Here is a 23,506-nt window from a genome sequence, read left to right on the forward strand (position 1 = left end):
GCAGAACCTTAAGAAGCGCTTTGCCGGCAACTTATCCAGCACAACGGCTTTCCCTTAACTGATTGTTTGATTGTCCTGCTATTTGTCTAGCACTCGCACATCAATCACGCTGGAATTGAAGTTATAGGTAAAACCTTCAAGTTCAACCGGCGTTCCAATTTTCAGTTTACTATTACCCAATACCGGCCCAGTTTCAGTAATTTGAGCTTTGCCCATCAGTGTGATCAGCAGATTGCTGCTGAAATTCTCCTCAACTCTTGGATCTGGTTTTGGCTTAACCGAGCCATCGGGTTGGGGGACTGCCAACATTTTGTCTAGAAGTTGTACTGATTTAATATCAATCTTACCGTGGGGCTGATTGCGAATAATCACATTTGTCGTCTTCGTTTTTTCAAACTCTTGGATCAAAGCTTTGGGATCGCGCACACTCAGCCCTCGGACAATCAAATCAACCTCAACAGGTTTGGTGGTGACATTGACTTGAGCCACAGAACCAGAGGTGCCAGGAAAGAAGAAAATCCCCACAACTACCAGCAGAATCACCAGTGCAGCCCCCACATCGAGGATGCTAATTTTACCGAATAAGCGCCCTTGAGAATCTAAAAGCTTCATAGAAAATTGTCCTGACCAAACAGTCACAGTTGTCTAAACTAACACAGAGATTACCACTGCCGGCGCTCTACTTCAGGTGACTTTTAAAGTTTGCCGAGAGTTTTATATCTAGGAGCTTGCCCGATACTACCATTCTGTGGTAGGGAACACTAAACTAGACTTGATCAGTCGATCCTTAAAGAATCGTTGTTGATATAGAGTTTCCTCACACAGCTAGTATGTTTAATCCTTTGTCTTTGATTTCCCGTTCTTCCCATCGGCGCTGGTTCTATGCGTTGCTGTCTGTCGTCGTCGCCATAAGCGTGACAGTAGGTTCCTCTTATCCCACCCAGGCGATTTCCATCGGAGACATATTTCGTGGCGGAATTCAGGTGATTCAGGGAATTCAGATTGCCAATATGTCTGATGAAAAAGAAGTTGAATTTGGCAAGCAGATAAACAGCCAGCTACGTCGTGAGGTGAAGATCAGCCGAAACGCGGAACTGAATAAGTATATTGACCAAATTGGTCAGCGGTTGGCTGCTCAAAGTGATCGGCCTAATATTCCCTATACCTTTCAAGTGGTGACAGACGATAGCATCAATGCCTTTGCGACGGTGGGGGGTTTTGTTTATGTCAACACCGGCTTAATTAAAGCTGCCGATAACGAATCCCAACTCGCCAGTGTCATAGGCCACGAAATTGGGCATATTTCCGGCAAGCACGTCCTCAAGGGCATCAGAAAAGCCTCTATTGAGCAAGGACTGGCCTCCGCTGCCGGTATGGATCGCAATACAGCCGTTAGACTTGGGGTGCAAGTCGCCCTGCGGTTGCCTAGAAGCCGTAATTATGAATATGAAGCGGATCGAACAGGTTTGATGGCATTAAAAGGAGCCGGCTACGCTCAATCTGGCATGATCGGCTTTTTTGAAAAACTGCTGGGTAAAGGTCGTTCAGCCCCAACCTTTTTAAGCTCTCACCCAGCAACCGAAGATCGGATCGCAGCGATTAAACAAAGTCTTGACCCTGCCCAAGCTAGCGTGGGAGATGGGCAAGACAGTGCAGCCTACAAAGCAAAAGTTCAGCAGTTATTATAGTAAGTTAGTTGCCGGTTAAAACCGCAGCCACACCAATCAAAACCGCGTCCATAGGGGAAAAATTTCTCAATCTTTTGTCAATCCCTCTGGGCGCGGGCTTCGTTTATATCGCGTCTTCCCAAGCAATATTCAATTTGCTTGAATTGAACTTAACCGTTCGCGTTTCACTTCATCAGTACCCGTTCTGGTTGAATCTGTCTGATCGCTTCATCCAGAGGTAACGTGCGAATACTGTACTGAAACACATTGACTTGATAAACTTTTTGCTCAGTGATGTCAACGCCGGTTAACCAACCACTGATGGGATGATAGACGCCGGTATCGATATCGAGCCATCCTTGCCCTTGAGCGAGTTCGCCGGCAGCTACCCCCGGTAAGGTAAACGTAATCGTGTGGCCGGTGATGATCAGTTTATCGGGAAAGTAAGGTTTAGTGCTGCGGTGGAATTCCTCGCGTATCCAGCAAAACTGCTCAGGCGTTTGTTTTTCCAAAGGGAGATTAGGCTCAACGCCGGCATGAACTAACCAGATATCGCCCAAGTCTAGATAAAGCGGAAGTCTCCGCATCCATTCCAAATGAGCCATTGGAATGCCGGCTTTTCCATAACTCGCCATCGTCGCCCGCCCCCCACTGTAGAGCCATGCCTCCAGAGCCGCTTTGTTATGGCGTCCGTTGGGGAAGGAATCGAGTAACAGTTGCTCGTGGTTGCCCAAAACGCACCCATAGCCACTTTGCCGCACAAACTCCACAACATCAGCGCTTTGAGGCCCGCGATCAATCAAGTCACCCACGAAATAAACGTGATCGTCTGCTCCAGGGGCAACTGCATCCAACAGAACCATCAGACCATCGTAATGGCCATGTACATCGCCAATAAAAATGCGTCGGTGAGTTATTTCGCTCATTAAAAAAAGTCTCTGGCTAAAAACAGGGGGTAGCGCTTCGGGGTAACACTACAGCCCCTAGCTAAGTGAATCCGCAACCGATAACTGGGGCTTAATTTAATTGTAGGCTTCCCTACTGTTTAAGGGCACGCATAAAACTCTTAAGTGTTGAGAGAAAATCTTGACGTTTTGGTTGGGGTGGTTGTTCTTGCGAGTCTGGTGAGCCAGTAGCTTTAGCCAAAATTTGCTCTAAGACATCTCCCACCGGCTTGGTGGCTGTCTCAGAAACCAGCTCGAAAGTATCACCGGCTTCCAGCCAAACCTGCCACGGAGACGGGTAACAGCGGAATAGAGCGGCTCCCTCTAGGTTTCTAATGTAGTAACACGACTCCAGCGAGTTGAGGAAGCGCTCTCTCAAGTTACGCCCTGCAACACCAATGCCGATCACTGCTATATTTTCCATCCGGGGCAGTAACAGCACAACCGGGCGATCACCGGCTTCTTGGCACATTTTCTCAAGTTCGTTCACCTCGACGGAGGAAGGCTCCACAAACAGGAACGCTTCGTCACCCGGTTGCATTTGCCCTTTAATTTCGCTCATGCCGCGCACGACAAAAGGCGTCTCTCCCCAGTCCCGACGGGCTAGGGCGGCGGCACCGGCATCAGGGAAATAAACTTTCAGATGCTCACCAAAATCTTCTGTCAGCGCCGGGATAAATTTTTCAGCAACGGGCTGGGCTTTAAGTTCGGGAATCACGATTTCAACTTGCAGCCGGCGGAGGCCATCAGCGAGTGCGGCTTTCGTCGCGGCTTGCGCTTGGGCGATCGCTTCATCTAAATCCTTGGGAATTTCAGCCATCTTCATCTATTTAACGTTGGGGTTGATCGGTTAGGCATCATTCCTAACAGCTAACAGCCAATTTTACTGGCATCAGCCGTGTCAAAACTTGCCTGAGTGCCATTGCCGTCCAGTCCACATCTGCTTCTGTTGTCTCTCGTCCGAGGGTGAGGCGGATGGCAGCGGTGGCAGCCGGCTCGCTGTATCCCATTGCTAGCAAGACGGGGCTGGGGTTAAGTTTGCCGCTACTGCAAGCCGATCCAGAACTGATGGCAATACCGGCCATGTTCATCTGGCGCACCAGCGTTCTGCCGGTGATCGGTTCTGAGGTGCAAGTGTTGGTGAGGCAAAAACTAACGTGGTGGGGTAGCCGGTGCCAGCGGTGGCCGGTTGGCACGAGACCTGCAGTCCCCGCCATTTGGTCAAACAAGCGGTCACGCAACTGGATCAGCCGGGGAATCTCCGCCGTCATTTCTTGCTGCGCCAGCTCAGCCGCTACGCCAAACCCCGCAATAGCCGGCACTGCTTGGGTTCCAGAACGCAGCATAAATTCTTGGCCGCCCCCGCTCAGCAACGGGACTAACTCAATGCCGGCGCGGACATAAAGGGCACCGGCTCCTTGAGGGCCATAAATTTTATGGCTGGAAAGCGAGAGTAAATCGACCGGCAATTGTTTCACATCCACCGGCAGGCGACCGGCAACTTGAACCGCATCGGTGTGAAACAGCGCCCCGTGAGCGCGGGTGATATCGCCTAGCACTTGAATCGGTTGCAGCGTCCCCACCTCGCTTTGCCCATAGATCACGGACACCAAAACAGTATTCGGGCGCAGGGCATCTTTTAAATCGCTCGGATCGATGCGTCCTTGAGCATCCACTGGCAGCCGGCTCACTTGCCATCCCCACTGCTCTAATAAAGCTGCCGGTGCCGTCACCGCTGAATGCTCCACACTGGAAATAATCAGATGCTGAGGCGTTTTGTAGCGTCTGGCAACCCCCAAAATCGCTAAATTGTTGGCCTCTGTGCCGCCAGAAGTAAAAATTATTGAATCTGGGGAAGGCGCATTCAGTAGGCCGGCCACTTGGTTTCTGGCCATTTCCACCACCGTTGCGGCTCTTTGCCCCCACTCGTGGATGCTGGAGGGATTGCCCCACTGTTGAGTCAGGGCATTTTGCATAGCGACGATCGCCTCTTGGCGCGGCGGGGTTGTGGCGCTGTAATCCAAATAAATTTGCATGATTTCTAAGCGCGATAGAATGCGAGGGCTGCAGGCTGCCTCTTTTTCAGCATATAGCTGCTAGAGCCGGTGAAGCTACTTTCTCAACAAATCAGAGGTAGAGAGTGCTGAGTGCTGAGTCCTGAGTGCTGAGTGCTGAGTCCTGAGTGCCCATACCTCTAGGTTGGCGAAGCCTTGCCCAATGCCCAATGCCCCATGCCCAATGCCCAATGCCCCATGCCCCATCCCCAATCCCCCTAACTTCCCGGCTTACATACGTTGTACTCTTCGTGAGAAAGCACTTCTTCTGGAACTAAAAAAGTCCCGCAGTCACGGCATAGCATCCGGTAGTTGCGGGTTACAGGGATACTGATGATGAAGCGATCATGGCGCAGACGCTTGCCCCCAAATTCTCTATAATTTCGGCTCGTCATCAAGCCGGCGATGATAGCGCGTGCCTTAACCACCACATGGTCAGGCAGGTTTCTTAGATCAATGGGATCTTCGGCAAATGACGCCTCCCACTCCTGTTTTCTTTCTTGTTTTTCCGCACGTGCTCGGTCATGTTTTTCCCGTGCCGTCCGTACTTGAGCGCACCGATGGCACCCTTGACCATACCCCTGATGTCCACACAGAAATGTCTTCTTTCTTCTTGGCATAAAACAGTGGTGTTGGTTCAGACCCACACACCTGTAAAATTGCCGCTGCTCTAAAGACACTTCGCGTCATCAAGACAGCTGGACAAGACGTGCAATCTGCCCCATCGCTGAGAGTTCTTACTTCATAAGTTTGATCTTACTTTAACTTTTCAATCGCTGTTATGTTGAAAAATCTTTTTCGTTGGGTGTGGGGAAGTGGGATGCGCGAACTTTTGGGAAGCCTAGCGAAAGCCTTCTGGTTAGGCGATTGCGGCTATTTTGTTAACTCTGTTATTTTAAAATTCGTTGCCAGTGATAACCGATAATTGCCTAATAGCAAGTTCGATGGATTAATGATTTCGTTTAATAAATTTCCTAAAAGTGAAAGCTCATCATATTATAAGATTTATGAGTTTTACATTTTGGAAAATCTCAACCTAAAATCAATACGGCCTGTGCAGATACTTTCCTCAACTCATCGGCGTTTAAGCTATGCCTTTTTGCTGGCACTGACTCTCGCTGCTTGTAAAGGCCGGCAGCCCCAACCGCAGCGACTGGCTCCTCTGCCGCAAGATGCTTTTGTTCAGGTCTATTTCAATCACTCACAAACGGCTGAGTATACTGAGCCTTACCGGCGTTACCAGCGTGCCGGTGATGATTTAGAACGGTTAATTGTCGATACAATTGCTAGCGCTCGTTCGACGCTAGATGTTGCGGTTCAAGAGTTGCGCTTACCTGAAATTGCCAAAGCGATTGTTGAGCGTCACAAAGCTGGGGTGAAGGTGCGATTAATTCTGGAAAATAACTACAGCCGGCCTTGGAGTACGTTCACACCCGCCGAAGTTAAAGAACTGCCGGAACGCGAGAGTGATCGCTACAGCGAATTTCGGCGTTTAGTTGATATCAACGGCGATAATGAGCTGAGTCCAGATGAAATTAAGCAAAGAGATGCTTTAGTTCTATTACGTGATGCCGGCATCGCGCTCATTGATGATACAGCCGACGGATCAAAAGGCAGCAATTTGATGCATCACAAATTTGTGATCGTTGATGGTGCAACGATAATCCTCACTTCAGCGAATTTCACGAGTAGTGATATTCATGGGGATTTTAAATCGGCTGATAGTCGAGGCAATGCGAATAATTTGCTAAAAATTGATAGTTCTGAGGTGGCTGCTTCATTTACTCAAGAATTTAATCTGATGTGGGGCGACGGGCCGGCAGGTAAATTAGATAGTAAATTTGGGGTGAAAAAACCGTTTCGACCGGCACGACAAGTTCAATTAGGTCAAACGACTGTTACGGTGCAATTTTCTCCAGTCTCTAAAAGCGTCCCTTGGAACCAAACTCCTAATGGATTTATCGGCCAAACATTAGCTGCGGCAAGTCAATCAATTAATCTTGCTTTATTTGTATTTTCTGAACAGCAACTTGCCAATATTCTTGAAACTTCTCGTCAGCAAGGCGTCGAAGTTCGGGCGTTAATTGATTCGAGTTTTGCTCATAGAAGTTATAGCGAGGGGTTGGATATGATGGGGGTTGCTCTGGGTGATAATTGCAAATATGAACCCAACAACCGGCCCTGGAAAAATCCAATTACAACGGTTGGGGTGCCAATGCTGCCGCCTGGAGATTTGTTGCATCACAAATTTGCAGTTGTGGATGATACAACGACAATTGCCGGTTCTCATAATTGGAGTGATGCGGCTAACACCGGCAACGATGAAACGGTGCTGGTGGTTCAAAGTCCGACCGTTGCCGCCCATTTTAAGCGGGAATTTGAACGACTTTATGCCGGTGCTCAGTTGGGGGTGCCGGTGATAATTCAGCGAAGAGTGCAGGCGCTACAGCAACAGTGTGTGCCGGCTGTAGCCTCCCAAACTCCCTCACAAGGCAAGCCGGTTCCTTCGGGTTCTCCATTGGCTATTAGCCGGCAAGACAAGACTCAAACTGAACAGCGAATCAATCTCAACACAGCCACTGAGCAAGAATTAGAGTCATTGCCAGGAGTGGGGCCAAAATTAGCCCAGCAGATCGTCGCGGCGCGGCAGCAAAAACCCTTTACATCTGTTGAAGATTTGGATCGTGTACCTGGAGTTGGCCCAAAAATCTTAGAGAAGTTGCGAGATCGCGTTACTTGGTAAGCTGACGCATAATGAACGGGCATTTTAAATTATGAGAATTAAGCCGCAGCCGCTAAATGTAGCCGGCTACAGTGACTTATTAACCGCTAACCTTAACCTTAATAAATCGAAGCCGGTTTGATGATGTATTTTTTCTTCTAATAAAATGAAACCATATTTGTCATAAAACGCTCGACCGATTGAATTAGCGGAAAACACCTCTACTTCAAGATTTTCTCTGAGTTCTTTAGCATGATCCATGAGCGCACGGCCAATACCGTGACCGTGTCGTTTTGGATCGACAAAAAAACCACCCACTTCATTTCCGAGTAGGGAGATAAACCCAACGACACAACCATCTACTTCAAAAACCCACGTTTCTGCATTAGGCAAATAAATTTCTGAGATGCTTTTTCTCTCTGACGCCAAGAATTCATTGCTCAGAAATGAATGAGCTAATTCCGACGCATCTGCCCATACGGACAACACTTCCTCTAGGTCTTTTTCTTCGTATTCCCGAATCATTTTTACTCTTAGTATAGTAATTCTACTAAATCTTTTGTCATATTTTTAGCGGGAAAGAGGCTTGCACGCCAAGCTTTTCTGAGTAATAATTATTCACAAATTACAGAGGATAGCGATAGTTTTCTTAGCTGCTAATACTAACGCCCAACGAGCCTCAGCAGGGAAGTTGTTCACCCCTGCTGAAGTTCGATAGCTGGCTATTTAGCACCCGGTTGGTGCGAAAATTTTGCTCAAGGCATACCAAGTCCGAGAACCAACAATGCCATCAGCGACTAAACCGGCATTTGCTTGGAAACTGCGAACGGCGCTGTCAGTCATGGGGCCAAAATCACCGTCAATCAGGCCCGTGTATTGGCCAATAATTTGCAGGGTTTCCTGAACTGTCATGACTGCTTGACCTTTGCTTCCCCGTTGTAAAACCGGCATATTAATAGGAGCGCCGGTGTACAGTGCTTGCCAGGTTAAATTCCCGACAATGCCATCGGCTGTGAGGAAGACGCGGCGCTGAAAGGCTTTCACAAATTCTAAGGTTGCCGGCGCAAAGATCCCGTCAACCACAGGGCAGTAACCCCAGTGATTAAGGAGCTTTTGCAGTTCTATAACGGCGTCACCTGTTGATCCGAGTACCAGGAGAGGCTTGTTCAGTTGAGCTGTGGCTTGGGTAGAAGAAAGTTGCTTATCAGTGAGTTGCATAGTTGTTTGGGTGGGTTGAATCTCTACACTTCCTAGATTAGGGGGCAACACCCCTCGTCACCATCGCCCAAGCAGTTCATCGCTTTGGAGGGTTTGACAATCCTTCGGTGAGTTCACCCATAGGGATGAGGGCGAGCAGGAAGATGCAACAGTAAAGTGAGACGCCGCTAAATTCCCAAGTTTTGACATCCTCCCAGAGATGCCGGTGTTCAATTACTATGCTCGTCCTTAGGGGGTGCACTACGGGGGTAACAAAGCGGGAAAATAGTTGAGGTGTAAAGATGTGACCAGAAGGGAGAATCGCCATGCCGCGAGAAGTTACAGACACTAAAGGCGTTACCTGGACGTGTGTTCAGGCTTTTTCGGGTTTGTCAGATGAGTCAGAGAACCGCGCCGCCGCTCAGGTTAAAGGAAAAGACGATGCCTATTGGGTTGTCTGTACGCCGAGTGGGGGTGCTCAATCGGTGCGGCTTGAGCTTCAAGGTGAGTGGGAAAAATCTTATTCTGACGAAGCGCTACTGCGCGAAATTGAAGAATTACTCTAGCTATAGCAAGCTGGGTTTTTGTCAAGTTCCAAATGATTGGGCGGTAAAAAACATTTATATCGCCCGAATAGAAGATTCTTCAATTTTTGATAAGAGTAGAGGTTAGAAAAGGTTAGTGTAGTTAAAATAATCGGTAATTATAGAAGTTGTATTAATTTTAACTCTGTTGATTTAGGCAAGATTAATGCCGCTCTTATATTATTAAACCTCAATAAAAAAATATTGTTATACCGAGAAATAATCTGTTATCGAATAACGGCTAGCTTATCCGAGAAAAAAGTATTATGACCGAACCGTTAGATTAAACAGGTTTAATAGAAATGGCGAAGCACATCAATAGCAAGCTAAGAAGTGCTTTGAGAATGCTTGCAAGGCAGCATTAGCAACTGAGGCAGCCATATACATTCACAAGTTTCTATTGATGAGCCGGCATTGAGGCGGAAACTTTATGAGCTGGTTTTTTGCGACATTGTAGCCGGCTCATGACAATTATCACACTGGCGGTAGTTTACCTGGTATTAGGGGAATATTAAGCAAAATCCGCGATGTTTGTATTGCCGTTATCCTGTCTCTTCCCTATGCCGGCATCAACAAATCCCACCTGCCAGAGATGGTTTGAAGCGATCTTTGCCGGCACGCCCTGATTCAGTTCTATCGCCGCATGGCTTAGTGACAATACTCTAAATGGAACAATCCTGTGCAGCGTTGGATGTCTAGCTTGCTAGATTCAATCTAGCAATGACAAACTTCTACTTAAACATCAATCAATCATCATGCCCAAAAACCCTGAACAACCAGCAGCCCGATTTCGCTCAGCCGCCGATTTTCCTAAAACAATCGAAAATGTTAGTAGCGCTGAAGCCCGACAAGTTTACGAGGAAATGAGAGCGTCCTTGATTTTCAGCAACCGCAGCCGCGCTCAATTACTTCGCCGCAATCAAGAACACAAACAATCTGCTCTCACACTCAAAGCAGATGTTGAGCGCTTGCATGGGTTTATTAACCAACTGGCTTTAGAAAAACACCAATTAGCTGACAATAACCAGTTCATTGTTTCTCAACTAGAGCAAGAAATGGGCAAGATGTCAAATCATTTGAATGAACTCACGCAGGTGTTTGATGAGGTTTCTGATGTTCAGAACGAATCTCAGACACAGTGGGATTTTGTGACCCTTCCAGGCCGATTTTTCAAGTTCCTTCGAGCCGTTGGCGCAATTGTTTCATGGTGGAAGGAAGAAAACCCACCTGAAGAAATTAAGCCGGCATCTGTGCCCCAGCTACCCACGCAAGCCAGCACGGAAGATGATCGCAAGGCTCGGCCACAAATGCATACTGATCCTGCATCGGTAAATCGATCTTTATTAGGTGATTGAACATGGGTAGAAAGCGAATTAATGACTTATTAGAACAGCTTAAGGAAAATCAGCAGAAAGAACTGGAGAATGCGGCTGCAATCTTCACAGTTGCTCAAGTCGCTGTTAATGAATTGGAACGGCAAATTGTTCAGGAAACGCCCGATTTAAAAACTCCACTTCCCGCATTGCCAGCAGCCCCATCACTGACTGAAAAAGACGAATTGCTAAAACTCTACGGCTCTTATAATGGCTGCCGGCGTGCCGCTAAAGAGCGCGGGATTAAATTAAAAGGTTCACCGACTTGGAAGCAACTAGCAGCAGCATTTAGCTACGCTGAAGCGTTGAAGTTAATTGCAAAATCTTATATCGATTCCTACCCCAATTCAGACATTAAAGGCATGACAATAGAGATAAAAATTGATTAGCGACTTATCAGTAAAACGCTGGATGTCGCCCCCCTAGCCCCCCAATTCTGGGGGGAACCGGCATTTAAAGTCCCCCAGAATTGGGGAGCCAGTGCGGTCTTGGGGTTTCCCCAAGTGGAGCAACTGGCGTGGATTTAGGGGGCAAATCAACTTTTGGGGAACCGGCATTTAAAGTCCCCCAGAATTGGGGAGCCAGTGCGGTCTTGGGGTCTCCCCAAGTGGAGCAACTGGCGTGGATTTAGGGGGCGATGAATTTAGAAAGATTAAGGGTTAATTGAAATATTTATAAAACTTCAATTCGCCTCGCCGATCAGCGTAAATGCCGCCCATTGTTTAGGATTGGGATATTCTTTCATGGTGGTGAGCATGGCTTGACGTAGAGCAACAGCTTTGTCAGGATTTTGTTGTAGATAGCGATAAAATTCATTCATTAAAAAGGCAGTAGAATTATCATTAACTGCCCACAGCGATACCAGGACGCTCGGGACTCCCGCAGCAATTAAAGAGCGAGATAAGCCAACTACACCATCGCCTTTAATGTCACCGCGTCCGGTGTCGCAGGCGCTGAGGACAACTAAATCAGCTTGCAGTTTCATGTCAAATATTTCGCCGGCAGTGAGTAAACCATCGATCACATCATCAGGTTTGCCTAGAGGAGCAAGCGCGATGGCTCCCGGTATACCAAATCCTTTAAAATCATCAAGTAAGCCGTGGGTCGCCAGATGAATGATGCGTGCTTGTTGCATTTTCTCCATCACCGTTGTTTTGGTGGCTTTGCTACCTATCAGTGCTTCGGTGTTGAAGAGTTTGGCAATTTGAATCGCTTCCCTTTCTGCGCCAGGAAGAGGATCTAAGTTTGCAACTAATTCTCCGATTTGAATTTTGGGCATGGTAGGATTGCCCACAACTAGCACATCCTTGACTGACCTTTGAGTGTTGTGCTTCTGCCTGTGGGTTAAGTCTAGAACTTGAATTGCCGGTGCGGTGAGGATGGTATGTTTTTCAATTAAGTATTTGCCTTGCTCGTCTTGCAGTGCGGGGAAGGGGACGAGAAACAGCGATTCTTGTGGGATGAAGATGACTCGGTCATCAGGATTTTTTGGGAGCAAGCCGGCAATGGGTGCAATTAGGAGTTGGTGGAGTTGTTGTAATTTTTCGGTTGAGTTTTCGGGTAGGGGATTTGTGGTAGTTACTTCAAAGATACTGCGACTTCTCACACCGATATCATCACGGCTGGTGGTAACGAGGTCTTGTAGGGAGGTGTTCAATAATTTTTTCAGGTCTACTTGCTTATAGGCAATTTCACCTGTGGGTTTAATGACCCAAATGTAGAGTTTTGATTGCTGCCATTCTTGTTTTCCTTGATTTTGGTATTGTTCATAAATAATCGAATATTGAACAAGGGTAGCGTTTTGCTGGGAGGCAATTTGCTGAATTTCTGGAAGGGTTGGGGGTTTGAGATTGGGTTGATTGTTGGGGTTTTGTGAGAGCTTGGAGTCTAATAACTCCACCAAAGCACGACCGCGACTGCGTTCAGCAATTAAGAGTGCTTCAACAAATTTATTTTGTGCAACCAAAGCTTGTTGCAGAAAGCGGTAGGTAGTAGCTTGCTGTTCAAAAATGGAGATTTTTTGGTCATCTTTTAATTCTGGTGATCGCAGTGGTTCCAAAACCTCAATAGCTGCCAATAAGGTGGTTTCGGCTTGGGAATATTTACCTTGAGTATGGTGAACAAATCCAATATTGTTGAGCATCGTACCTTGCATCGCCTTACCACCAATTTCTTTGGCAATGACTAAAGCTTGTTGATAAGACTCCAAAGCTTTAGGGTACTGTCCTAGGTTGTCGTAAACAAACCCAATATTGTTGAGCGTTGTACCTTCTTCCGCCTTATTACCAGTTTCTTGGTGAATAGCTAAAGCTGCTTGATAATACTCCAAGGCTTTGGGGTACTGTCCTAGGTTGAAGTAAACAAACCCAATATTGTTGAGTGCTGTACCTTCTCCTGCCTTATTACCAATTTCTTGGTGAATAGCTAAGGCTTGTTGATAAGACTCCAAGGCTTTGGGGTACTGTCCTAGGTTGGCGTAAACTGACCCAATATTCGTGAGCGCCGTCCCTTCTGTTGTCTTGTCACCAATTTCTTTGACAATGGCTAAAGCTGGTTGATAAGACTCCAAAGCTTTGGGGTACTGTCCTAGGCTGCTGTAAACTAACCCAATATTGTTGAGCGTTATACCTTCTTGTGCCTTGTTACCAATTTCTTGGTGAATAGCTAAGGCTTGTTGATAAGACTCAAACGCTTTGGGATACTGTCCTAGGCTGTGATGAACTGACCCAATATTCGTGAGCGCCGTCCCTTCTCCTGCCTTGTCACCAATTTCTTTGCGAATGGCTAAGGATTGTTGATAATACTCTAAGGCTTTGGGGTACTGTCCTAGGCCGTCGTAAACTAACCCAATATTGTTGAGCATCGTACCTTGCATCGCCTTGTCACCAATTTCTTTGGCAATGACTAAAGCTTGTTGATAAGACTCCAAAGCTTTAGGGTACTGTCCTAGGTTGTCGTAAACAAACCCAATATTGTTGAGCCTCGTACCTTCCCCTGCCTTGTCACCAATTTCTTTGGCAATGGCTAAAGCTTGTTGATAATACTCCAAGGCTTCAGGGTACTGTCCTAGGCTGTCGTAAACAAACCCAATATTGTTGAGCATCTTACCTTCTCCTGCCTTGTCACCAATTTCTTTGACAATGGCTAAAGCTTGTTGATAAGACTCCAAGGCTTGGGGGTACTGTCCTAGGTTGGCGTAAACTGACCCAATATTGTTGAACACTTTACCTTCCCCTGCCTTGTCACCAATTTCTTGGTCAATAGCTAAGGCTTGTTGATAATATTCCAAGGCTTTGGGGTACTGTCCCAGGTTGTCGTAAACAAACCCAATATTGTTGAGCGTCGTACCTTCTCCTTCTTTGTCACCAATTTCTTGGTAAATGGCTAAGGCTTGTTGATAAGACTCCAATGCTTTGGGGTACTGTCCTAGGTTGTCGTAAACTACCCCAATATTGTTGAACACTTTACCTTCCCCTGCCTTGTTACCAATTTCTCTGACAATCACTAAAACACTTTGAAACGTCTCTAAAGCTTCTCGAAACTGACCTTGATTGAATTGCTGAAGACCTACTTGATACAGCCGCAATGCCTGATCTCTGGGTTCTTCTCTTGTCTGCGCCTGTGCCCATGCAGCACCACTTCCCCAAGTATTCCTTACCAGTGGTAACGGAAAACTCAAAGAGATGAGCAAGGTTGCAGTAATAACGCTAAGGCGATGTAGATGAGGAGGCATAGTCTCAATCAATCGGTTAGTGAACTGTTTTCATATATCTCCCATGTTGGGGAGGTTATGTAAAAATCTATTCAACTTCTTCACAAACAGTCATTTGTTTAATCGTGCCAAAGCACGGTGCCATGAGATTTTTGCGCTCCTCTCTTCTGGGAGAACGCAATATCTTTTGGCTTTCTCTGAACCCGATCATAACCGGCTTGGGTATGAGTCATTGATTTGATTTTCTCACTTGTGTAGCCGTTATTCTAGTTGTAGAGATTTAACACCCATTACCTAGGAAACAGAACCCATCTCTCCTCAATTCTATTGCCGGCTCTTAAAAGCCGGCGCACTACAGCCAAAAGCTGCGAGTGTATTACAAAACCCTGGCTTACGCTCTAAACTCAGCACTTTTTTCTAAACACTACGCTCAAAAATTTGGGTTGGCAGACAGGATATTTACGCTCACTATTAAGATTGGAATCATATTTTTGCCTAAAAAATTCCCATCAAAAAAGAAAAACTGGAAGCTTGAAACCCTCAAAGGTTAAGTATCCTAACAGTTTTATTAAAAATCCCTTCAGACCGGATAACCTTGTTAAAGATAGGTAGAAATAAAGGATGCCCTCCTTGGCGTTGCTCCTCACACCACCAGACGCCCTATATCAACCTAGCTAAATGTTTAACTGCATATTTCCCTTTGGCGGGTCTCACAAACGACCTAGCCGACTTCTAAGTATTTTGCTGATGGCTTTGCCGGTGGTGGCTCTAAGCTTATCTATCCTAGATCGGGCTGCGGGAGCAACAATCTTACCTTCCGAAACAACGGAAATAAAAGAAGTCCCTGCGGCGGCTACGACTATGACTCAATCACCCGTGCAGCTTGATCCCCTGAATAGTCCTCATCCTGTGCCTTGGACGTGGATATTAACGACACACGCCGAGGTGAGTAAGACACTTGGGTTTGGGCTGCGCTATTATCGCACCCAGTCACTCATTTCTCCTGATGGAAAATATGCGGCTTATAGTCGCATCCAAATGCAAGTACAGCCGGAATTGTTTCGCAGTCATGTTAGCAGTGTGATGTTTGTAGAAAATCTGCAAACAGGAGATTTGCACACGATAATGGCTGATTCTCCCTTGGCTGCTCATCCATTTTCTAATAGTGATGGAGCGGATTTGCCGGGAAGCGTGGCGATTTTAATTCCAATTGCTTGGTCACCAGCCGGCGATCGCATTCTAGCGCGGGAATTTGAGGCGATGTTTAGCACTTCAGATGCTTCCGACTACGCTGTCGTTTGGGACCGGCATCTCAACCGCATCAGCACTCTTGCACCTAGCCAAATTAATTACACGAATGCAGTTTTATTAGGCTGGAGTCAAACCTATCCCAATCGAGCGTTATTCCGTGCCGGTAATATGGGAAGTCTACAGTGGCCTTTGTGGGCGGTGGATATTAGCGGTGAAACGGTGCCGGCGAAGGATGATCAACCCGTTGTTTTTGGTCGCACTGTTAGCAATGTTTGGGCCGGCCCTCAAGCTCACTGGTAGGCTAGCCGGCAGAAATGTCAAAGACCATTTAGGGCGTAAAAGTGCAGGATAGAAGGCAAAATAAATATTTTTTATTCTAATTTTTGCCTTTTTTCTGCTTTTTGGATTTTACGAAAATTGCACAAAAAATGGTTAATTAACTTCTAAAACTCGGCTGAATATCACAATCTAGATTTACAAGAACGCAATATTTGTTTTAATAGTTTTTACATTAGTTTGAACTCTTATTGTTTAGCTTTTTATGGCGGTTACTGACGCTTTAGCCCTAGGTTTAACGCTGCTAGTTTTGGCGGGGGTTTTGTTTCTGGTTTACCGGAACCGGCAACAGCAAACGGTCGCTAGACGCTGGGACTTTGTGCCGGCAGATGAACCCTTAGAGCCTTTGCAAGATGTGATAGCGAGGCAAATCAGTGAGCCGGCAAATCAAATTGCTGCCGCACAACTTTATCAACCGATTGGTTTATGGACAGGACGGTTAATTTTACCGGCAAAGGAACAGCGTCAGTTAGATGGATCGGTGCTTTTTGAAGTCCAAAACGCCGATTATGCCCATCAAAATTTGATCGGAAAAGTTGTCTGGTTGCGGTGGAGTTCTGAACCCCAAGTGCAAGCGTTTGTTGAGTCGGTGACGCGAGATGTCCAGTTTACCAAAGCAACCCTAGAACAGCAAAAAACAGGTTCGATCCATCCGATTCGATTAAATCATTGGAAGCGGGTTGGCCCTTTGGAATCCTTAGCCGGCGCACGTCCGGAAGATGATGTAATCGTGATGCTACCCGATCCAGTGGTTGTTGGAACGGAACGCACCGGCAAACCGGCTTTAATAATTACTCAAGAGCCGGTGCAAATTAGCGGTCGCATTTTTGCCCTGGTTACTATTTTAAGACCGTTTAGTGCCGGCAGTGATAAATTTGTGGTACGTCATTTTAATAAAACTTCTAGACAATTTGATGGCCCTTTAGAACTGATTCGGATTCCCCAAGCGCCACCGGATCGGCATGAAGTTCCTAGATCAACCAATTATTTAATAGAAAAATCTCCCTTAAATGCAGCCGGCTGGTATATTTATGGCGAAAGAGATGCTGGAGGTTTATTTGTCACGCAAGCAATTGAACCCCGTGCTTTGATGCGTCTGCAACCTGATGAAATGTATTTCGGTTTGCCGGCTGCTAAACATTTTATAAGGCAGGAAAATTGGAAAAAGACAGCGGCAAAAAAAGGTACGGGTAAAACTGTATGTTTATTGCCGGCATCCCATCAGAATTCTGAGGTAAACGCCTACTGGCAGGAAGGAGATAAAGCCATTGTCATTCATGCTTTTGGTGCGATTGCGGGTAAAAAAGCTGAACCGACAATGTTTGGAATTGTTACGGGTCATTTTTCCTACGGCATCGCTTCTGTGGTTCGTGATTCCTTCACGGATGATTTGCGCTTTGATATTGAATACCGGCAAGTATATGCTCACAACGTGGATGGAATTATTGCCGGCAGAATTAAATGGTTTAGCTACATGGGAGATTTAAGGCGGGGTTGGTTAGGAAATCGACCTGTTTCTGATGTAATTGTGAAATACGATGCCATCACTCAAGATTATGATTTTGATGGCATTAAGCTGTCACCCATGACTGAATTTTGCCGGCAAATGGAAATGATGACGGCACGTTACAGAATAGGAGATGGCACCGGCGCGGCAATTGTCACTCCCTCAAAATCTTGCGTACAAGACTCCAATCAAGCACTTTATATCACCATTGAACGTATCGAGGCAGCGGTTGAATCTAACCGTCATATTCAAGATTGGCTGCGCCGGCATCCGCACAATTCACAAGCGATGCGATTTGGCAAGCTGGTGGATTTAGCAAGATCCTTGGAAAAAAATTTAATTCCTTTTGGAACGGTTCGTTCTGACTGGTATAAAAATGTTTTAGGGGGTGCCGGCGCAAATCGTGAGGATGATTTGATGACGGTGATTATTAAGGCAATAACGACTTGGCGAACCATGTTACCGAGGCGAGCACATGATGAAATGGCGGCAATTTTATTACGTCATGGTGCTGCTTTATGGTTGATTCGGACGAATCAAGTGGGCGGGTTTGATCCGGATATTGAGCCGCTTGCGCCGACGGCAATTTTAGGGCATCGCAGCCGGTAGTATTGATTTTTTAACCGCAGATGCACGCAGATAAACGCAGATAAATTTGGATTTTATCTGCGTTTATCTGCGATTTTTAAGGATGTGAGCAGTATGCGTACAATCCTTGAATCCACTGCCATTCGTGGGTTAAACCTTCAAACAGGGAAACTTTTGGTTGATAGTTAAGGATTTGCTGGGCTTTGGAGGCATCGGCGCTGGTGTGACGTGCATCGCCGATGGCTGATTCTGCATAATTTCGGTGAACGGGACGACCGGCAATTTGTTCGATGGTGTCGATAATTTCTGTTAAGGCAACACGACTGCCGCCACCGATATTGAAGACTTCGCCGATGGCTGCCGGCGCGGTGGCTGCGGCTAAATTCGCGGCAACGGCATCGCTGACAAAGGTAAAATCTCGCGTTTGCCGGCCATCTCCATAAATAGCAATCGCTTCTCCTTCTAAAACGGCTTTGAAAAATTTATGAAATGCCATATCTGGGCGCTGGCGTGGGCCATAAACGGTGAAGTAACGCAGCGCACAAGTGGGCACACCAAAGTTTTTGTAATATAGCCAGCACAGACGTTCAGCGGCTAATTTTGTAATTCCGTAAGGGGAAACCGGCTGAGGACAAGCGGCTTCACTGGTTGGCATGGTTTCTGCATTTCCATACACCGAAGAACTCGAAGCAAATACAAACCGTTTGAGGTTTTTTGCGTCCTTCGCTGCCTCTAGCATTACTTGTGTGGCGTTAATATTGCGCTCGGTGTAGAGGCGGAAACCTTCACCCCAACTGGCGCGAACACCGGCTTGGGCTGCCTGATGGTAAATGACTTCGGCATCATACAACAGTGCCGGCCAGGGCAAGGTTTGAATATCGCCTTCAATTAATTCAAAATTTGGGTGAGCTTCTAAGTAAGCGATATTTTTGCGCTTTAAGGTGGGGTCATAGTAATCGGTGAAACAATCAATTCCGATTACCCGCTCGCCGCGATTGAGCAGGGTTTCAGCAAGATGAGAACCGATAAAACCAGCCGCGCCGGTGACGATACTTGTAGTCATAGACCTTAAAACCATTTTGTATTGAAGGTGCAGGGTCGCGCTTGAGAAGGAAAGATTGACAAAGAGAGATTGGGAGAATTTATCACTTTTTCATAAAAAATTGCAGCGAAACGCTAAGCGCCAAAGAACTGTTACTAGGAATGTAAGAAGAAATCAGCAATGGCATAGGATGATAGAGTGCAACGGCCTGCGGCGCAAGCTTGGCGGCTTAAATTGATCGGGCAGAGGACTAACGTGAAGGTTTTGATTGTTGGCAATGGGGGGCGTGAACACGCTATCGCTTGGAAGCTACTGCAAGGATCGCAAGTTCAGCAGGTGGTTTGTGTTCCGGGAAATGGGGGCACGGCGACGATGGATCGCTGTGTGAATTTGCCCCTGACGGTTGATGATTTTGAGGGAATTAAACGCGCTGCTTTGGAACATGAGGTTTCTCTAGTGGTGATTGGCCCAGAGCTGCCCTTGGCAATGGGAATTACGGACTATCTGCAGCAGCAGAATTTAACGGTGTTTGGCCCCACTCAAGCCGGCGCTCAGATTGAGGCGAGCAAATCTTGGGCGAAGAGTTTGATGCTGGAAGCTGGAATTTCTACAGCACAGTCGGCGGTGTTTACGGATGAGGAAACCGAGGCGGCTTTTGCTTATGTCGCTGAGCGAGGAGCACCAATTGTGGTGAAGGCAGATGGACTGGCTGCCGGCAAGGGGGTGACGGTTGCGGCGACGGTTGAGGAGGCTCAGGCGGCAATAGAGCAGTCATTTAGCGGTCAGTTTGGGCTAGCCGGCGAATGTTTGGTGATTGAAGAATTTTTGGCGGGACAAGAGGTTTCAGTTTTGGCGCTGACAGATGGCAAAACTGTGATTCCTTTGCTGCCGGCTCAAGATCACAAAGCGGTTGGCGAGGGCGATACAGGGCCAAATACGGGCGGCATGGGAGCCTATGCACCGGCACCTCTAGTGACGCCAGCGTTAATGGAGCAAATTCAGCAGCAAGTTTTGCAGCCGGCACTCGCAACGCTGCAAGCACGGGGAATTGACTACCGGGGCGTTTTGTATGCCGGCTTGATGATTACAAATACGGGCCACATCAAAGTGCTGGAATTTAACTGCCGGTTTGGTGATCCGGAAACCCAAGCAATTTTGCCGCTGCTAGAGACGCCTCTGGAAGATTTGATGGTGGCGTGTGCGAAGCAGCAACTTGATCAGGTGCCGGTGCGCTGGAAACCGGGGGCATCTGCCTGTGTGGTGATGGCGGCAGGCGGTTATCCCGGCAATTATCAAAAAGGTGACTTAATCACCGGCATTGATGCCGCGCAAGCCCAAGGCGCGACTGTTTTCCATGCCGGCACCCGACTCAACAACAATGAAGTGCAAACAGATGGCGGGCGGGTTTTGAACGTCACTGCTACGGGCGAAACCTTTGACGATGCCTTTGCCCGTGCTTACGCGGCTGTGGAGTGCGTTCAATTTGAAGGCCGGTACTACCGCCGTGATATCGGCTATCGAGTCAGAGAGCACAAGGGCTAGGGAAGAGGGGAAGAAATGCAGAGAATTCCTCATCTGCCCCCAGATTGTAAAGTTTTATTAAGCAACTGAGGGGTTAGACCCCCCAAGTGCTAAATTGAATTCATGTAGATGCACCCTGATGGACGCGCCCAGTTTTGGGCGTTTTTTATTTTCGGCGTTTTTTACACCCAATCCAGCCGGCACCCAAATTTCCCGCTTATTTGTAAAGTTTTATTAAGCAACTGAGGGGTTAGACCCCCCAAGTGCTAAATTGAATTCATGTAGATGCACCCTGATGGACGCGCCCAGTTTTGGGCGTTTTTTATTTTCGGCGTTTTTTACACCCAATCCAGCCGGCACCCAAATTTCCCGCTTATTTGTAAAGTTTTATTAAGCAACTGAGGGGTTAGACCCCCCAAGTGCTAAATTGAATTCATGTAGATGCACCCTGATGGACGCGCCCAGTTTTGGGCGTTTTTTATTTTCGGCGTTTGGTTTGGCTGAGACGAACCTTTGCCGGCTTGTAATTTACGAAGATTTCATAATAACGTAAACTTTTGACAAAGCCTGCTGGGTTACACCCCTGAGGGGTTAGACTTAAAACATAGATGCACCCTGATGGATACGCCCAGTTGTTGGGCGTTTTTTGTTTTTCGGCACACCCAATCGAACGATGAAGGAAGGGAAGAGATCGCTCACTAAGCGCTGCCGGCAGAATGCAAAACTCGCGCTTCCCTTCAGTTACAAGCCGGCGCAGCCTTGTGCAAATTGGCTCATTGGAATCGTTGAGCTACACAGATCAGGCAAAGGTAAGGTTGAGGGCAATCTTAAGCGTTATCGGAGTAGCGAGTTAACCACTGCTGGTACGTTGGCAGAAGTTCTGCATCTTCCATCACAATTTCTATCCGCACTTTCGCGCATCCGTGATTAGGCCGGTCGGCAATCGCTTTTAAAATTTTACTGGCAACTTCTGGAGAATTAAATTCACCTTTGATAACGGGTTGAGTATCAGAAACCGCGCCGTCAAGCAACTCGATGCCGGTCACTTCTCCTTGCCCTAAATCAATTTCAGCCAGTTGTTTGTGTTCTGGCCCAACTTGTTCAATAATAAGTTTTTCGCGTCGAACTGGAACTTCAACTATCCGAGTTTCAACTTCTTTGCGAACAATAACTTCGCCAATTTTTTGTTTGCTGCGGTCAATAACCAGCCGCTCTTCTAGCAAGCGAATTTCGTGTTCTGCCACGACTTCTGGCAAACCTTCAGACCCATGCATTAAATGTTCGTTTGTGCTTTGAGTATTCATCTGAAGTGGGGTTGCTTCAGATGATGCCGGTGGCTGGTCAATGGGTCGAGGTGGAAGGTCTGAAGGAGTGATCTCTGATGTCTGGAGCGATCTATATTCAGGTAGTTGCTCAATTTGAGCGGGAGTAAGGTTTATAAAGACTGATTTATTCGCGTAATCAATATATTGGATGAGCTTGCTATTTAACAGAAACAAGCGGGAACTTTGCTGAGTCGTCAGATCAGCGACCACTAAATTAATTTGGCCGCTGGGAGCGAGATTAACATTTTTTATTTGACCCACCAATAGTCCTTGATTGTCTCTTACCGCTAAATTTGTTAACTGAATTGTCAGTTTTTCTACCATACTCTTAAGCCGAGCATTGGTTTCGGGTGCTTGATTTACCATTTTTCCGGTTTCCTTATTTTTTATTGAAAAGCACAGGCAGAGCTAAAAATGCGCTCCGCCTGCACGGTTGTTAATTCCTGAGTTCAGCTAAAGAACTGCCTTACCGAATGTGTGGTTAAGGGCTATTTAAATGCTACGATTGCCGGAATCTTCAGGGCCTTTGTTTACAATCGTACGGCCTTCCGCTTGAACATCTAACTCTTCGCGGCGCAAGGTTTCTTCTGCATCAACGGTTTCGCGCTCGATTTCTTTACGCACACCGACTTCTTCGCGCACAAAGGCTTCTTTGTGGATGTCTGGTATTTCTTCGTAAACTTCCATGTGTGCCACTTCTCCGGCTTGGAAGTTTGCATCACCCGGAGCAACAGGAGTGCTACTTGTCGGCGTTGTGCGCTCAATCACTACACGCTCTCTTTCGATGGGCACAGAAGCGCGTGCTGTTTCAGTTTCAACGCGCTTACCAACTGTAACTTCACCTGTTTTTTGACGAGTTTTGTTGGCAATTAGGCGTTCTTCGTACAGTCTTAAGGTTGCATGATCGCGCTCGTTCATATTGTAGAGAGCCGGTTCACGATCATAGGTGTAGGTGTCACGATCATTGGTGTTGGCAGTCGGTTGAACGGCAGTCGCACCGGCAGTCGCACCGGCAGTCGCACCGGCAGTTGTGGCGGGCGCGCGATAAACGTCTCTGACTTGCTCTTCGTGATCGTAGTCAATCGGTTGTAGTTCGTCGTAGGCAGGTAGTCTTTCTGCTTGTTCTTTGTTCAGCAGATTGGTGGCGTAAACGCGCCGTGCATCATAATCGATGCGGCAAGAACCGATAGGCAGTAACACCTTCTTGCCAAACACCCAGAAACCTGTGTCTAGGACTAAATAGCGGAAGCGTCCTGACTCATCCACTAATGCATCATGGATCGTGCCAATCTTTTCTTCTGATGTGCCGGCGTAGACATCTAAGCCTTTAATATCATCGCCGCCAAAAATCTCGTCTCTGTAATTGGGGTAAAAATCTTCTAATTTTACAAGAGCCATAACTTTTTTTTCCTTCCCTGTATCTACATATACCATCCTAGGAAACTATTAGGGATTAGTTATCTCCCTCAGGTAAGAAAGGTTAAAATTACTAATTGGGAGTTATCTTCCTAAAGTAGCAGGATAAATTATTAAGAAATATAAATCACGAGTCTAAAAATTTTTAATAGATTTTAATAGAAAAATGGCCCTTCAATTAACTGTAGCGCCGCAGTATTTTATAAACAAATCAGGTTATAATGGTTAATCTCTACGCTAGATGCTTTACATAATCATGAAAGTTAT

21 protein-coding genes are annotated in these 23,506 nt (G+C 46.8%); 8 read left to right on the forward strand and 13 right to left on the reverse strand.

Features of this window, described 5'->3' with window-relative positions; all coding sequences use genetic code 11:
- Positions 1-78: 78 nt before the first annotated feature.
- On the reverse strand, positions 79-612 hold the full coding sequence (locus tag H6F73_RS17985; protein WP_190760160.1) for a DUF4330 domain-containing protein: 534 nt from the start codon (positions 610-612) through the stop codon (positions 79-81).
- Positions 613-830: 218 nt separating this feature from the next.
- Here H6F73_RS17985 and H6F73_RS17990 point away from each other — a divergent pair, with 218 nt between their 5' ends.
- Positions 831-1,688 carry a M48 family metallopeptidase gene (locus H6F73_RS17990; RefSeq protein WP_190760161.1) on the forward strand — a complete coding sequence of 286 codons (858 nt, stop codon included), beginning with the start codon at positions 831-833 and terminating at the stop codon, positions 1,686-1,688.
- Between the two features lie 164 nt (positions 1,689-1,852).
- Here the strand turns inward: H6F73_RS17990 and H6F73_RS17995 are convergent, their stop codons facing one another.
- The 5 genes from H6F73_RS17995 to H6F73_RS18015 form a co-directional block, all read right to left on the reverse strand.
- Positions 1,853-2,584, reverse strand: coding sequence for a metallophosphoesterase family protein (locus tag H6F73_RS17995; protein WP_347239582.1), 732 nt, complete (start codon positions 2,582-2,584; stop codon positions 1,853-1,855).
- 121 nt (positions 2,585-2,705) lie between these two features.
- Positions 2,706-3,431 carry a DUF1995 family protein gene (locus tag H6F73_RS18000; RefSeq protein WP_190760163.1) on the reverse strand — a complete coding sequence of 242 codons (726 nt, stop codon included), beginning with the start codon at positions 3,429-3,431 and terminating at the stop codon, positions 2,706-2,708.
- A gap of 43 nt (positions 3,432-3,474) precedes the next feature.
- Positions 3,475-4,647 (reverse strand): cysteine desulfurase family protein, encoded by a 1,173-nt coding sequence (locus H6F73_RS18005; protein WP_190760164.1) that lies wholly within the window; start codon positions 4,645-4,647, stop codon positions 3,475-3,477.
- 75 nt (positions 4,648-4,722) lie between these two features.
- Entirely contained in the window at positions 4,723-4,872 is a 150-nt protein-coding gene (locus H6F73_RS18010) for a hypothetical protein (RefSeq protein WP_190760165.1), read from the reverse strand.
- Between the two features lie 11 nt (positions 4,873-4,883).
- Positions 4,884-5,285 carry a hypothetical protein gene (locus H6F73_RS18015; protein ID WP_190760166.1) on the reverse strand — a complete coding sequence of 134 codons (402 nt, stop codon included), beginning with the start codon at positions 5,283-5,285 and terminating at the stop codon, positions 4,884-4,886.
- 482 nt (positions 5,286-5,767) lie between these two features.
- Here H6F73_RS18015 and H6F73_RS18020 point away from each other — a divergent pair, with 482 nt between their 5' ends.
- Positions 5,768-7,408, forward strand: coding sequence for a DUF655 domain-containing protein (locus tag H6F73_RS18020; RefSeq protein ID WP_242072555.1), 1,641 nt, complete (start codon positions 5,768-5,770; stop codon positions 7,406-7,408).
- 66 nt (positions 7,409-7,474) lie between these two features.
- On the opposite strand, the gene H6F73_RS18025 is transcribed toward H6F73_RS18020, so the two are convergent.
- Together H6F73_RS18025 and H6F73_RS18030 are read right to left on the reverse strand one after the other, a co-directional pair.
- Positions 7,475-7,912, reverse strand: coding sequence for a GNAT family N-acetyltransferase (locus H6F73_RS18025; RefSeq protein ID WP_190760168.1), 438 nt, complete (start codon positions 7,910-7,912; stop codon positions 7,475-7,477).
- A gap of 201 nt (positions 7,913-8,113) precedes the next feature.
- Entirely contained in the window at positions 8,114-8,605 is a 492-nt protein-coding gene (locus H6F73_RS18030) for a peptidoglycan-binding protein (RefSeq protein WP_190760169.1), read from the reverse strand.
- 305 nt (positions 8,606-8,910) lie between these two features.
- On the opposite strand from H6F73_RS18030, the gene H6F73_RS18035 reads away from it, so the two are divergent.
- On the forward strand, positions 8,911-9,150 hold the full coding sequence (locus H6F73_RS18035) for a hypothetical protein (protein WP_190760170.1): 240 nt from the start codon (positions 8,911-8,913) through the stop codon (positions 9,148-9,150).
- Positions 9,151-9,679: 529 nt separating this feature from the next.
- Here H6F73_RS18035 and H6F73_RS18040 read toward each other — a convergent pair.
- The gene (locus H6F73_RS18040; protein ID WP_190760171.1) at positions 9,680-9,826 is read right to left on the reverse strand and encodes a hypothetical protein; all 147 of its coding nucleotides are present in this window, start codon (positions 9,824-9,826) and stop codon (positions 9,680-9,682) included.
- 97 nt (positions 9,827-9,923) lie between these two features.
- Here H6F73_RS18040 and H6F73_RS18045 point away from each other — a divergent pair, with 97 nt between their 5' ends.
- Entirely contained in the window at positions 9,924-10,523 is a 600-nt protein-coding gene (locus H6F73_RS18045) for a hypothetical protein (RefSeq protein WP_190760172.1), read from the forward strand.
- 2 nt (positions 10,524-10,525) lie between these two features.
- On the forward strand, positions 10,526-10,930 hold the full coding sequence (locus H6F73_RS18050; RefSeq protein ID WP_190760173.1) for a hypothetical protein: 405 nt from the start codon (positions 10,526-10,528) through the stop codon (positions 10,928-10,930).
- Between the two features lie 293 nt (positions 10,931-11,223).
- Here the strand turns inward: H6F73_RS18050 and H6F73_RS18055 are convergent, their stop codons facing one another.
- Positions 11,224-14,274, reverse strand: coding sequence for a tetratricopeptide repeat protein (locus H6F73_RS18055; protein WP_190760174.1), 3,051 nt, complete (start codon positions 14,272-14,274; stop codon positions 11,224-11,226).
- Between the two features lie 657 nt (positions 14,275-14,931).
- On the opposite strand from H6F73_RS18055, the gene H6F73_RS18060 reads away from it, so the two are divergent.
- Together H6F73_RS18060 and H6F73_RS18065 are read left to right on the forward strand one after the other, a co-directional pair.
- Positions 14,932-15,804, forward strand: coding sequence for a hypothetical protein (locus tag H6F73_RS18060; protein ID WP_242072537.1), 873 nt, complete (start codon positions 14,932-14,934; stop codon positions 15,802-15,804).
- Between the two features lie 241 nt (positions 15,805-16,045).
- A complete protein-coding gene (locus H6F73_RS18065; protein WP_190760175.1) occupies positions 16,046-17,956 on the forward strand; it encodes an abortive infection protein in 1,911 nt (636 codons plus the stop codon).
- A gap of 76 nt (positions 17,957-18,032) precedes the next feature.
- Here the strand turns inward: H6F73_RS18065 and H6F73_RS18070 are convergent, their stop codons facing one another.
- Complete coding sequence (locus tag H6F73_RS18070; RefSeq protein WP_190760176.1) at positions 18,033-18,998, reverse strand: NAD-dependent epimerase/dehydratase family protein; 966 nt, start codon at positions 18,996-18,998, stop codon at positions 18,033-18,035.
- Between the two features lie 234 nt (positions 18,999-19,232).
- On the opposite strand from H6F73_RS18070, the gene purD reads away from it, so the two are divergent.
- Positions 19,233-20,519, forward strand: a complete 1,287-nt coding sequence (gene purD / locus H6F73_RS18075; RefSeq protein WP_190760177.1) for a phosphoribosylamine--glycine ligase — start codon at positions 19,233-19,235, stop codon at positions 20,517-20,519.
- A gap of 806 nt (positions 20,520-21,325) precedes the next feature.
- Here the strand turns inward: purD and H6F73_RS26660 are convergent.
- Together H6F73_RS26660 and H6F73_RS18085 are read right to left on the reverse strand one after the other, a co-directional pair.
- On the reverse strand, positions 21,326-22,189 hold the full coding sequence (locus H6F73_RS26660) for a DUF2382 domain-containing protein (RefSeq protein ID WP_190760178.1): 864 nt from the start codon (positions 22,187-22,189) through the stop codon (positions 21,326-21,328).
- A 126-nt stretch (positions 22,190-22,315) separates the two neighbouring features.
- The gene (locus H6F73_RS18085; protein WP_190760179.1) at positions 22,316-23,221 is read right to left on the reverse strand and encodes a DUF2382 domain-containing protein; all 906 of its coding nucleotides are present in this window, start codon (positions 23,219-23,221) and stop codon (positions 22,316-22,318) included.
- Between the last annotated feature and the right edge of the window lie 285 nt (positions 23,222-23,506).

Source organism: Microcoleus sp. FACHB-68 (assembly GCF_014695715.1).
Lineage (GTDB): Bacteria > Cyanobacteriota > Cyanobacteriia > Cyanobacteriales > Oscillatoriaceae > FACHB-68.